The organism is Butyricimonas faecihominis (genome assembly GCF_033096445.1).
GTDB classification, from domain to species: domain Bacteria; phylum Bacteroidota; class Bacteroidia; order Bacteroidales; family Marinifilaceae; genus Butyricimonas; species Butyricimonas faecihominis.
The window spans coordinates 433,123-445,194 of record NZ_AP028155.1 but is presented as its reverse complement, the minus strand read 5'-3'; the positions used below and the strand labels follow the sequence as shown (position 1 = coordinate 445,194).

The 12,072-nt window shown below is 40.4% G+C and carries 11 protein-coding genes and 2 pseudogenes; 12 read left to right on the top strand and 1 reads right to left on the bottom strand.

All coding sequences use genetic code 11. From position 1 onward, the window contains the following. Positions 1-57: 57 nt before the first annotated feature. A pseudogene (locus R8806_RS01825) lies at positions 58-240 on the bottom strand (AAA family ATPase); the annotation flags it as partial. A gap of 286 nt (positions 241-526) precedes the next feature. On the opposite strand from R8806_RS01825, the pseudogene R8806_RS01820 reads away from it, so the two are divergent. The 12 genes and pseudogenes from R8806_RS01820 to R8806_RS01765 form a co-directional block, all read left to right on the top strand. Beyond that, positions 527-858, top strand: a pseudogene (locus R8806_RS01820) (ORF6N domain-containing protein); the annotation flags it as partial. A 1,495-nt stretch (positions 859-2,353) separates the two neighbouring features. Further along, positions 2,354-2,893 carry a TetR/AcrR family transcriptional regulator gene (locus R8806_RS01815; RefSeq protein ID WP_124316171.1) on the top strand — a complete coding sequence of 180 codons (540 nt, stop codon included), beginning with the start codon at positions 2,354-2,356 and terminating at the stop codon, positions 2,891-2,893. A gap of 12 nt (positions 2,894-2,905) precedes the next feature. Continuing rightward, positions 2,906-3,352 carry a DUF2867 domain-containing protein gene (locus tag R8806_RS01810; protein WP_221230291.1) on the top strand — a complete coding sequence of 149 codons (447 nt, stop codon included), beginning with the start codon at positions 2,906-2,908 and terminating at the stop codon, positions 3,350-3,352. Positions 3,353-3,359: 7 nt separating this feature from the next. Beyond that, positions 3,360-4,208: an RteC domain-containing protein gene (locus tag R8806_RS01805; protein WP_124316172.1), complete on the top strand. Its 849-nt coding sequence runs from the start codon at positions 3,360-3,362 to the stop codon at positions 4,206-4,208. A gap of 71 nt (positions 4,209-4,279) precedes the next feature. Further along, positions 4,280-5,101 (top strand): helix-turn-helix transcriptional regulator, encoded by an 822-nt coding sequence (locus R8806_RS01800; protein ID WP_124316173.1) that lies wholly within the window; start codon positions 4,280-4,282, stop codon positions 5,099-5,101. Between the two features lie 80 nt (positions 5,102-5,181). Further along, positions 5,182-5,802 carry a CatA-like O-acetyltransferase, family 2 gene (locus R8806_RS01795; RefSeq protein WP_124316174.1) on the top strand — a complete coding sequence of 207 codons (621 nt, stop codon included), beginning with the start codon at positions 5,182-5,184 and terminating at the stop codon, positions 5,800-5,802. Between the two features lie 249 nt (positions 5,803-6,051). Further along, positions 6,052-7,341 carry an MATE family efflux transporter gene (locus tag R8806_RS01790; protein ID WP_221230292.1) on the top strand — a complete coding sequence of 430 codons (1,290 nt, stop codon included), beginning with the start codon at positions 6,052-6,054 and terminating at the stop codon, positions 7,339-7,341. 12 nt (positions 7,342-7,353) lie between these two features. After that, positions 7,354-7,989 (top strand): CatB-related O-acetyltransferase, encoded by a 636-nt coding sequence (locus R8806_RS01785; RefSeq protein ID WP_124316176.1) that lies wholly within the window; start codon positions 7,354-7,356, stop codon positions 7,987-7,989. Positions 7,990-7,991: 2 nt separating this feature from the next. Continuing rightward, a complete protein-coding gene (locus tag R8806_RS01780; protein ID WP_124316177.1) occupies positions 7,992-8,837 on the top strand; it encodes an RteC domain-containing protein in 846 nt (281 codons plus the stop codon). A gap of 215 nt (positions 8,838-9,052) precedes the next feature. Continuing rightward, positions 9,053-9,412 carry a helix-turn-helix domain-containing protein gene (locus R8806_RS01775; RefSeq protein ID WP_124316178.1) on the top strand — a complete coding sequence of 120 codons (360 nt, stop codon included), beginning with the start codon at positions 9,053-9,055 and terminating at the stop codon, positions 9,410-9,412. After that, positions 9,375-11,420, top strand: coding sequence for an AAA family ATPase (locus R8806_RS01770; RefSeq protein WP_124316187.1), 2,046 nt, complete (start codon positions 9,375-9,377; stop codon positions 11,418-11,420). The genes R8806_RS01775 and R8806_RS01770 overlap by 38 nt, the downstream gene beginning before the upstream one ends. A gap of 12 nt (positions 11,421-11,432) precedes the next feature. Beyond that, positions 11,433-11,711, top strand: coding sequence for a helix-turn-helix domain-containing protein (locus R8806_RS01765; RefSeq protein WP_016276694.1), 279 nt, complete (start codon positions 11,433-11,435; stop codon positions 11,709-11,711). Positions 11,712-12,072 lie beyond the last annotated feature (361 nt).

The following is a 12,072-nucleotide window of genomic DNA, read 5'->3' as shown; positions in this document are numbered from 1 at the left end:
TTTTTAATATTATAGAAATTTATTTAATTCTTCTACTAGCAAAGTAGCCGTCATAGCTTAATTTTCTTGGGTATTAAACAAACGGGTTAAATCTCCAACAATTGGAATTGCACCATACTTTCCGGATAAGTAATCTTTTTCAAACGAAGCATCGTTGCGCACTTTATACTCTGCTAATGAATAAAGTTCAGTTACCCCATAACGGTCTTTTTGTGTAAACCAAATCTGATCTCGTCGGAATTGTACTTTCCTGAAATAGGTTTACTGGTTTTGAGTAAACTTTTTTCAGGACAATACAGTCCGCATGAAAATATTGTGAGTTTACTCTAATCTTCAATAGAAAATCGCCAAATTTAAATAGCAGGATTAGACATGAAATTCACGCTTGGCAAGCGTGGATTGCTGTCTGTTTGCAACAAGGCGATGCCTCTGTTTAGATAGAATTTGCAATCCTCGCTTTTTTATTGTATAATTTTTGCTTGGGGGATTGGGCAGAATTAACAGGCGAAATCATCAAGCAATGAACATGGACAACCTTCAGTTAATACAAAGCAAGATACACGAGATCCGGGGCAAAGGGTGATGCTAGATCTCGATTTGGCAGAAATGTACGGGACGGAAACAAAACGTCTCAAGGAAGCCGTTAGGCGTAATACGAAAAGATTCCCTCACGATTTCATGTTTGAACTCACGAGAGAAGAATACAATTCTTTGAGGTCGCAATTTGCGTCCTCAAACACGAGGGGTGGTACTCGTTATATGCCTTTTGCTTTCACCGAGCAAGGCGTGGCAATGCTATCTTCGATGTTAAATAGTGATGTTGCGATTGAAATTAATATCAATATCATGCGTGCTTTTAATGCCATGTACTCGCCCGATTCGCTTGTCGTGAAAGCAAAATTGGACGAGGAAGAGGACGCGTATCAAATCGAACACAAGATACCGTGGCAATCCAACGAGATGGACGGCGTGGAAGGGACATTACCTATTTACTTTCAGATACGGGGTATTAACGGGGGACAACCGGAAATCATGAATCAATTTTCAATAAAACCGACAGGAGTGATCGAACTCCCGTATAATCATACTGTTCCAAGTGGTCGGTATATTATAGACGTGAAAGTCGGAAACAGAGATCACGGTTACACGATTGATTCAGCTTTCACGGTGATTATAAAGTAATGAACAAGGATCACGCTATTTTGCCAAGACTTGAAAAATAATTTAGTGTTTTTTTTGTTTATGAGATAATTATTTATCATCTTTGCAATAACAGAACGCAAGACGTTCAGTTTTTATTGATAGCGTGCAATTATGCACTGTGAGTGGAAGCTAGCAACTTTTTATAGGATCACGGTGATTGCAACGCTTCGAACCTGATTACGTATAGTAATATACATAGTCGGGTCGAGGCTTGCTTTTCGTATCCTAAGGTTTGCTAGACCTCCACTACGAAGAGCAGCCCGGTCCGATTTTATAAATCTCCCGGATTGCTAAAATATAGCACCGGGATTTTTTATTCCGGTGCAAACTTGAAAGCAGCCGGAAACGCACAGGGGAGCCACGTTCATCTTCTCACATTAGTAGTTTGAATCCCACCCGGCTGTTTTCTTTAAAAATAGGATTGATCGGTTAAATACTTGAGCGCGGGGTATTTGAACTTAGGACAACTTGATCTGATGAATGAAATTGATAGTTTACAAAAGTTAGATCAAAAACAGAGGGGGAACCCGCGCCCCCTCTTTTAAGATACTTAACGGCGAGAGAATCTGTTAACTCCTTCTCGCTTTAAGTCCGGAAACCGCCTCTTCTCCTAGAGGCGGTTTCATTTGTCATGGGATAAAGGTTATATTTTCCTAAATATTTCTTGCCATCTTCTTCTTGAATAAATCCAATGGGATGTCTTTCTGTTTCATGCTCATTTTTACTGAACATTGTAACAATCCCTATCAACACAAAAAGCGACTACTTTTGTAATCGCTTCTGGTGATCCGCCTGGGTCTTGAACCATGCGGCTCACAAGTCTTAAAATCAATATCTTATCGCACCTCAATCTTTTAAGGGGTACGAATTAGGCACTTTTTTCAAAGAGCATTTGGCTTCCCTTTTCGGGATTGTGTCTGCCTTTATCTTCGGTTCAAAGATACCACTTTATTTTCAAACACGCAAATCATTGAAAATAAATCTTATGCGATTAGTGCAAGGTGCAAGCTATATATAGATATATACTTGCACCTTGCACTAAAACCTAAGTTTCTTTTGAGAGATACATTTTTGATATAATAATTTGTGTATTTCGTATTAACTTCATAATTTTGCATACCATACTATATGGTATGCAAAAGATATTAACATGAAGAAAGTAGAAAAAAAACAATGGTTCATTATTGGACTCCAAATTATAGAGAATGAGGGTATTTCAAAAATTACAATAGACAACTTATGTGCGTTGTTGAAAATCACAAAAGGAGCGTTCTATCATCATTTCAAAAATATAGATGGATATATAGATGCGCTTATGACTTTTTGGGTTAAAGAAAATACACTTACATTCATTGAGAATGCAGAAAAACTGGTCAGTGCAACAGAAAAGCTGTATTCTTTAGCTCAAATGTCTGCCTCTTCCGAATATAAATGTGAGGGGCGTATTAGGGCGTGGAGCTACACTAATAACATAGTACAGGGATATGTAGCACAAGTAGATAAATTGAGATTGGATTATTTAATTAAATTAGGTCAAGATTGCGGTTATACATTAGAATATGCACGTAAAGTAGCAACTATTCAATATGCCCTACTTATTGGACTTCAACATATTTGTTCTGAAATTCCCACTTACGATTTTAAAGAACTTCAAAGTATGCTCTTAGAGAAATTTGAAGTAAAACAATAGGAGTAAATCATTATGCTAAGAAGTAGGTTAATCAAAAAATATTTTCCAGCAAACTATAAGGATTGCTTTAGAGATAAAATATACAGAAAACCATATATGTCTGTAAATGAATTGTTCAATTTAATGTTTTCTCAATATCCAAAATGGATTATGAGGATGTATTATATACGCAACTTAATCGTAAAACCGTTTGGCGTAAAAATCAATAAATCATTTGCAAATATGGTTATAGAACAGAATGAAAATGAAATTATTATAGGAGCCAAAGATAAACATCTGACATTCCATGTATCTCTATTCTGCTCGGATGTTAAAGATAAAACACAGGAAGTCAGTATAACTACTATTGTGAAATACGAGAATATCTTAGGCAGGATATATTTTGCCGCAATATGGTTATTCCATAGAATTATAGTTTCTTATCTATTCAAACGGGCTATTAAAATACACAACACATAGGTCTGTTATGAAAGATGAAGTAGATAAGATGTTAGCGCAAATAGAAGTTGATATTTCAGAAATCGACCTCTACGGCTATGATATTATCGAAACTTCTCTTTCAATGGTACATAAACTGCAAACAGTTCTTGATGATTTGAGAACAAAAATACAAACCTATATATTTCCAACCAAAGAGGACGAAATTTTATTTTTCAAGACACAGAAACCGGAAATACTAGGTCGGTTACTATTCTTCTATAAGATATACAAGATTGAAACACAATTCCCTAACGGTAGCGATGAAGTCATTAGAAATTATATCAATCGGGAACTGGATAATCTGACCTATTTCTTCAATCGCAATTTGGACTTTTACCAATATTATCGTTCACGTTCAACAGTGTACGATGAATATTATTTTGTTCGGGGCAAAGCGGATTTGCGTTTATGCACCGATAGCGCACAATTCGATAAAGACCCTAATTTCTCAACCGGATATGACTATAAAGTGGCAAAGATTATCGCCAATGAAATGCTGCGCATTTATCTGAATAAGCGATTGGTGAAATTGGTAACGAATAATCAGATAGAAGATAATCTACAAAGATGCTTCAAATACCCGTTCCGCTTCACAGGCAAAAAGTCATATCTTATCGAACTGGGATATTCTCTTGTATCTTCGGGCGACATAAACAATGGCAACGTGGAGATAAAAGAAATGATGAATTTCCTTAGCACGATATTTCACATTGATTTAGGGGATTATTACGCTTCATACATAGCCATGAAAGAGAGAAAAGACCGGACGGCATATCTTCATCATCTGATAGATAATCTTGTTAAGCGGATGAATGAGGATGATATGAGGTATTAGAATTAGTCAGTGAAAATAAAAAAGCAGTTGTGCTATAAACATGATAGGATTAAAACTTTTACCTTTGTAAAATGATTCAAGAGGAATTCAAATTTTACAAGCCATGTAAGTTGCTGCAACCTTATATAAGATATTATTGGGTATTCAAGAGCAATCGACCGCTGGATGCCTTTACTTATCCTATCGGTTGCTCTCAAATTATTTTCCATAAACAAGCACCGTTATATATCCCTGAACTGAACGTTACACAAGACAAATTGACTGTGAGCGGACAAGTTAATTTCTCGTCACACCTATATGCAGACGGAAATACAGAAATGATAGTGGTTGTATTCCACCCTCACGCTATGAGTATGTTTCTGAACATGCCGACATCGCTCTTTTACAATCAGGAAGTTTCCGGTTACAGCCTTGAAAACAAAAGTTTGAATGAACTGGCTACACGAATATTCGACTGTGAGAATAATTCTATTTGCATAAGCTATATAGAAAAATGGCTGGTGTCACAAATTGCCGATAATTTGGCGGATACCACATACAGAATTAAAAGAATAGATGCCGCCATACAGCGAATGTATATCACTCCGCAAATCTCTGTAAACGAATTATCTTCCATTGCCTGCCTGAGCAAAAAGCAGTTCGAGCGGTTGTTTCATTCATTTGTCGGAATCAATCCCAAGGAATATACCCGTATTGTCCGCTTCCAAAAGGCTTTGGCGCAGATGCAGCATCAAGCGGGTAAAGAATTCAACCAGGCACAAATAGCATACGCCAGCGGTTATGCCGACCAGTCACACTTTATCCGGGAGTTCAAGAAATTCTGCGGATATACGCCCGTGTCTTTGCTGAAAGTATCAAATCCATATTCCGATTTGTTCACCAATCCCGTGTAAATGTCCCGTTTGTTCTATCCGGGGTCAAACGCTTCTCCTACTTTTGCCGCCTGATTCATTGAATGAAAATAGCATTAAGTATGAAAGAAGTAAATCCCCAAGAAACCGGCCGGGCATACGCCTTTGAAATGTGGATGAACGCACCTATGCCGATGGTGACGTTCTTTAAGACACTCGACGTGTCACGCCTTGCGAAAATCAGCCGGAAATCGGGCATGAAGTTTAATATGTTGATGTGCTGGTGCATCGGCAAAGCCGCAAGGAGCGTGAAAGAATTTTATATGCTGCCCGTTGGCGGTAAACTGATGCAGTACGACACCATTGCAGTAAACACCATTGTCGCCAACCGGAAGGGCGAGGTAAGTTCGTGTGATATTCCTTTTTGCGATGATTTATCTGTGTTTAATCAACACTATCTGCGACTTACCAAACAAGTGGCTGAAAGTTGCGTCAATCACGACTTGACGGAAAGCATGGTTATCGGAACTTCCGCATTGGCACAATATGAAATAGACGGTGCTGTCGGGATGTATAGCGGCATTTTTAATAATCCGTTTCTTATTTGGGGCAAATACAAGCGCCGCCTGCTGAAAACGACACTTACCGTTTCTTTCCAGTTCCACCACACGCAAATGGACGGGGCGCACGCTTCCCGCTTTTTAGACAGGGTTCAGAAAGAAATTAATAAATTGAGAATATAAGTTCAGGGAAAAACGCTATCTTTGCAGAACTAACAGAAAAAGAAATAGTTGTTCAACAATATGAAATGGCAGTTGTGCATATAGCTACGCTCAACGAATAGCACTTCCAATTATTGCTATTCAGCAATAGACAGGCTTATGTTTTAAGTTTGCCTGTCATTGTTTTGTCATTATCCCTTATTATAAATCTATAAGATTGTCGTGCTGCTTAAAGCGGTAGGATATATTGTATCATATTGGTTTGAACAAATGAATTATACCTATAAGAAAATCTGGCTCATCGCTTTTCCTGTAATGATGAGCATCCTTATCGAACAACTGATAAATATTACTGATGCTTTGTTTTTAGGGCATGTGGGTGATGTGGAACTGGGCGCATCTGCCCTTGCCGGAATATGGTTCTTGGCAATTTATATGCTCGGCTTCGGGTTCAGTTTGGGGTTGCAAGTGGTAATTGCCCGCCGTAACGGAGAACAGCGGTATGCAGAAACGGGAAAAACGTTCTTTCAGGGATTGTTTTTCTTGCAAATACTGGCGGTACTCCTCTGTCTGCTATCCAAGATATTTTCTCCCGTTCTGTTGAAACATTTGATAACTTCGGATGATGTCTATAATGCGGTTATCCGCTATTTGGATTGGCGTATTTGGGGATTGTTGTTCTCTTTCCCGTTCCTTGCCTTACGCTCGTTTTTGGTAGGCATTACACAGACAAAAGCTCTGAACATGGCAGCTTTCACTGCCGTACTGGTGAACATTCCGCTGAACTGGCTCCTGATATTCGGCTTCGACATGGGTATATCGGGGGCGGCTATCGCATCTTCATTTGCCGAAATGTGTTCGCTGGCTGTATTGGCTGCATATATGTTTCGGCACATTGATAAAAAAGCGTATGGCTTATACTGGCGTATTGATATAACGGTATTGAAAGAGGTATTTTCTATCTCGGTATGGAGTATGCTCCAGTTTTTTACAAGTGTAGCCATTTGGTTTCTGTTCTTCGTGGCGATCGAACGTTTGGGAGAAACGGAATTGGCTGTATCGAACATTGTAAGAAGTGTTTCCGCCCTGTTTTCCGTTATCGTCAATGCGTTGGCTGGTGTCACCGGTTCTTTGGTGAGTAACCTGATTGGAGCAGGTGAAAAGAAACAAGTTTTTCCGCTTTGCCATAAGATTATCCGTTTAGGATATGCGACAAGCATTCCACTGATTGCTTTTGTGTTGTTCTTTCACCAGCACATTATAGGGGCTTATACGGAAAATCCCGCTATCATACAGCTTGCATGGCCGCCTTTTATTGTCATGCTATTGAATTACTTCTTTGCATTACCCGGTTACGTCTATCTGAATGCTGCAACAGGAACGGGAGCAACACGGACGGTATTCATTTTTCAGGTGACAACTACTATTGCTTATCTGTTCTGCTTATGGGGATTAGATTTTTGTGATGTCCCGTTAGCGGCATATTGGGCAGTGGAATACTTATATGTGATACTGCTTGGTACACAATCCGTCATTTATCTTAAATATAAACAATACTAAGAACTGAAAGTTATGATGAACAAGATATATCCCCGTAAAGGTGACACGCAAACCGTTTATTTGAATGCTGTCGTAAAAGACCCGTCTATCGAAATAGGCGACTATACCATTTACAATGATTTTGTTTCAGACCCGTGTCTGTTTGAGCAAAACAACGTATTGTATCATTATCCCATTAACCATGAACGGCTGATAATTGGAAAGTTCTGTTCTATTGCTTGCGGTGCAAAATTTCTGTTCAACTGCGCCAATCATACCCTGAAATCACTATCGACTTACACGTTCCCACTGTTTTATGAAGATTGGGAATTGGATAAGGCAAATGTGGCTTCCGCTTGGGACAACAAAGGCGACATCGTAATAGGCAATGACGTATGGATAGGCTATGAAGCCGTTATTATGGCTGGTGTCCATATCGGTGACGGTGCTATTGTTGGTACAAGGGCGGTTGTGACGAAAGATGTTCCGCCCTATACCATTGTAGGTGGTATCCCTAGCAAAGAGATACGAAAGCGATTCAGTCTTGATATAATAGAACAGATGCAGACTTTGAAATGGTGGGACTGGTCGGTAGATAAGATACAGGAGTTTTTGCCTTATCTGATGAATGGCGATTTAGAAAAAATAGTGGCTATGAAAAATAGGTAGCTATGAGAACAATAGCGGAAGAAATGTTGTCCCGGATAAATGCTGAAATAAAATTGCTCAATTATGACAATGATATTACAGCAGATGATGCTTTGCACATGGTAAAGTTCATTACTCCGCTATACAGCCAATTAAGAAAGCTTGTATCAGACTATGTATTTCCAACAAATGAAGACGAAATTCTATTTTTCAAGGAAATCAAGCCTAATATCCTCGACAAATATCTGTATTTCAGTAAGGTTTACAGTATCGAAATGAAATGTCCCATTGGTAACAATGAGATTTTCAAAGAATATTTGAACCAAGAATTAGAGGAATTAACCCGTTTCTTCCGTGACAATTTGGATTTTTACCAATACTATCGGTCAAAATCCACTTATATGGATAGTTTGTATTTCGTTCGCAAGAAAACGGATATTCAGTTATTGCTTGACAGTTTCCAATATGACCGTGACCCGTTGTTTTCAACGGAATACGATTATAAGATAGCGAAGATATTATGTAACGAAATGTTGCGTATATACTTAAATCAACGGTTGTTAAAACTTGGAAATACTAATCAGTTAGAACACAAGCTGCAACAACTGGATAAGTATATTTTCCGTTTCACAGGCAAAAAGTCATATCTTATCGAACTGGGATATTCTCTTGTATCTTCGGGCGACATAAACAATGGCAACGTGGAAATAAAAGAAATGATGAATTTCCTTAGCACGATATTCCACATTGATTTAGGGGATTATTACGCTTCATACATAGCCATGAAAGAGAGAAAAGACCGGACGGCGTATCTTCATCATCTGATAGATAATCTTGTTAAGCGGATGAACAAAGATGACATAAAATAACACTTTGTATTTCAGTATGTAAAAGTACCATGTTCACCCCAACATGGTACTTTCTTTTTATGGTGAAATATACTTTGAAAAATAACATTTTGGGGAGCTTTTACGCCGATATTTCCCTAAAATAGCCTGAAAAAAGTAATACCATGATAGATATAACCATGACTTTTAGGTTATTTCTTCTCCCGAACTTTGCGGTAAATCAATAAGTTAGCAATATGGAGATAATAACATTTGAGTCAAAAGCCTATAAGGAACTTGACAACAAGATTACCACCATAGCAAACTTTATCTTTAACCGTTTGGACGAAAACAAAACGAATGAAGATGAAATTTGGGTGGATAGTTACGAGGTCTGCACATTTCTTCAAATCAGTGACCGTACATTACAACGCTTACGGGCAAATGGCACTATTGCCTATTCCAACATTGGGGGACGTTGTTACTATAAAATAGGCGAATTAAAACGCCTGTTGGAAGAACGGCTGATAAAAAGTAATGATGAATGTATGCGTAATTTGGTTGCAAATCATGAGGCTTATGCTAAAGAAAGACGAAATTCTAAGCAGGACAAATAACGGATTGTCTGTTTTCAAACACTATCTGCCCGGCAACTGGCGCATTGGTCGGAACTTCCTTAACCCATTGTACGAGGACAGCAAGGCTTCCTGTAATATCTACTTCGACCGCCATAGCGGTATGTACAAGATGAAAGACTTCGGTAACGACAATTATAGCGGTGATTGTTTCTTCTTCGTGGGGCAGTTAAAGGGGCTGGACTGCAATAGGGCGGCTGACTTCGTGGAGATACTGGAAATCATCGACCGGGATTTGGGCTTGGGGCTGGCTTCCGGCACTCCGGTTTCCATTCCCCCGGCAACCGTCTGCCGGGCAGTGCCGGACAAACCCGAAGAAACACCCGAAAAGCCCGTCAAGCCCTACCAGTTCCGGGAACAGAAGTTCACCCCCTCCGAGTTGGAATACTGGCAGCAATATGGCATCATGTCCGAACTGCTGGAACGTTACAAGGTATGTTCGCTCCGGGAATACAGCAGCGAAACGGCAGAGGGCAAACCATACACCTACACTTCATCGGTGGCAGAACCCATGTATGGCTACAAGGGCAAACAGCACATCAAGCTGTACCGCCCGTTCTCCACGCCCCGCTTCCTCTACGGCGGCAGCTTCGGCGAAAACTACTGTTTCGGACTGGAGCAACTGCCCGCCAAAGGCGATACGCTCTTTATCACGGGCGGCGAAAAAGACGTGCTTTCGCTGGCGGCACACGGTTTTCACGCTATCTGCTTCAACAGCGAAACGGTGACTATCCCGCCCACGCTGGTTTATCGGCTGACGTTCCGATTCAAACACATCATCCTGCTTTTCGATATGGATAAAACTGGCAAGGAAAGTTCACGCAAGCAGGAAAAGCTATTGGAAGAATTTGGCGTGAAACGTCTGTTGCTACCACTTCCGGGAACGAAAGAGGAAAAGGACATATCCGACTACTTCAAAGCCGGGAACACCCGTGAAGATTTTCTGAAATTGTTTATCGAATTTTTAGACAACCTGTATAGCGACACATTGATTATGCTAAAATCGTGCGAAATAGATTTCAACAATCCGCCCGCCAAAGCGCAAGAGATTATTTCGGCGGGTGACGTTCCGTTAGGGACACAAGGCAACCTGTTCGGCATCACCGGGGGCGAGGGAACGGGAAAGAGCAATTATGTAGCCGCAATCGTGGCAGGCTGCATCTGTCCGGTTGGTGCGGAAGTAGATACACTGGGCATACAGATAACCGCCAACAGCAGGCACAAGGCGGTATTGCTTTATGATACCGAACAGTCGGAAGTGCAACTGTTCAAGAATGTAAGTAACCTGCTGGCACGTGCCAAACAGCCGGACAAACCCGATGAACTGAAAGCATTTTGTCTTACAGGTATGTCACGCAAGGAACGCTTGAACGCCATTGTGCAGAGCATGGATAAGTTCTATTACCAGTACGGCGGCATCCAGTTGGTAGTCATTGACGGCATCGCAGACCTTGTAAAGAGTGCCAACGATGAAGCGGAAAGCGTGGCGGTGATAGATGAACTTTACCGGTTGGCGGGCATCTACAACACCTGTATTCTTTGTGTGCTGCACTTCGTACCGAACGGTTTAAAGTTGCGGGGACATTTGGGTAGTGAGCTACAGCGCAAGGCGGCTACTATTCTTTCGATAGAGAAAGACGAAGAACCTACCCAATCGGTCGTAAAAGCACTGAAAGTGCGTGACGGTAGCCCGCTGGACGTTCCACTGATGCTCTTTGCATGGGACAAAAAAGCCGGGATGCACGTTTACAAGGGTGAGAAGCCACGAGAGGAAAAGGAGAAGCGCAAGGAAAGGGAACTGGTAGGTGTTGCCCGTGATATTTTCGGACGACAGGCACATATCACTTATATAGACCTTTGCGAACAGTTACAGCAGGTCTTGGATGTCAAGGAACGCACCGCAAAGAGTTATATTCGCTTTATGCGTGAACGGGAGATAATCATTAAAGACCCGGTGAACCAAAGCTATTTTATGATAGGTCTTATTTAATCCGGTAGCCTTATGTATATAGATAAAGAAAATTTTGTGGCTTGGATGGAGCGTATCATGGATAGGCTCGATATGCAGGACAAAAAGATAGACCGTCTGTTAAGCGGTCACAATTACCTGAACGGTGAAAAACTCCTTGACAATCAGGATTTGTGCTTTATGCTGAAAGTGAGTACCAAAACCTTGCAACGTTACCGGAAGAAAGGAATACTGCCTTACTTGACGTTAGACGGAAAATATTTCTACCGTGCAAGTGACATACACAAGTTAATCCGTGAACGCATGGATTGAGTGATAATCAATATCATATATTTTCTTCTTTAAAATCCTGTCTTGTTATGATAATAAGGCAGGATTTCTATTATTTGCAAGGTTATTTCGGTGATTTTCGCTACTTTTGCAAAAGTAACATAAGAGAATAACGGCGATTGAACAGTTTCGGCTGCAATATCGTCATTATATATAACATATTCGTTCGCCGAATATCTCACTACGAAAACTGGCACTTTTCAAAAGAAACGGGATTTTCAGCGCAATGTCTATGCTATGCTTTGTCATAGCGTGGACTTGCCTGTTTCGTTTCTTTGGGTATGCCAGTACCTCGTAGTGGAGCAGTGTAAGTTCACGCTTCTTTTTTGAGGTATCAACGAAT

Coding starts and splice junctions, on each gene's coding strand:
- R8806_RS01815 (WP_124316171.1), top strand. CDS start 2,354: ATGAAGAAAGTAGAAAAAAAACAATGGTTCATTATTGGACTCCAAATT.
- R8806_RS01810 (WP_221230291.1), top strand. CDS start 2,906: ATGCTAAGAAGTAGGTTAATCAAAAAATATTTTCCAGCAAACTATAAG.
- R8806_RS01805 (WP_124316172.1), top strand. CDS start 3,360: ATGAAAGATGAAGTAGATAAGATGTTAGCGCAAATAGAAGTTGATATT.
- R8806_RS01800 (WP_124316173.1), top strand. CDS start 4,280: ATGATTCAAGAGGAATTCAAATTTTACAAGCCATGTAAGTTGCTGCAA.
- R8806_RS01795 (WP_124316174.1), top strand. CDS start 5,182: ATGAAAGAAGTAAATCCCCAAGAAACCGGCCGGGCATACGCCTTTGAA.
- R8806_RS01790 (WP_221230292.1), top strand. CDS start 6,052: ATGAATTATACCTATAAGAAAATCTGGCTCATCGCTTTTCCTGTAATG.
- R8806_RS01785 (WP_124316176.1), top strand. CDS start 7,354: ATGATGAACAAGATATATCCCCGTAAAGGTGACACGCAAACCGTTTAT.
- R8806_RS01780 (WP_124316177.1), top strand. CDS start 7,992: ATGAGAACAATAGCGGAAGAAATGTTGTCCCGGATAAATGCTGAAATA.
- R8806_RS01775 (WP_124316178.1), top strand. CDS start 9,053: ATGGAGATAATAACATTTGAGTCAAAAGCCTATAAGGAACTTGACAAC.
- R8806_RS01770 (WP_124316187.1), top strand. CDS start 9,375: ATGCTAAAGAAAGACGAAATTCTAAGCAGGACAAATAACGGATTGTCT.
- R8806_RS01765 (WP_016276694.1), top strand. CDS start 11,433: ATGTATATAGATAAAGAAAATTTTGTGGCTTGGATGGAGCGTATCATG.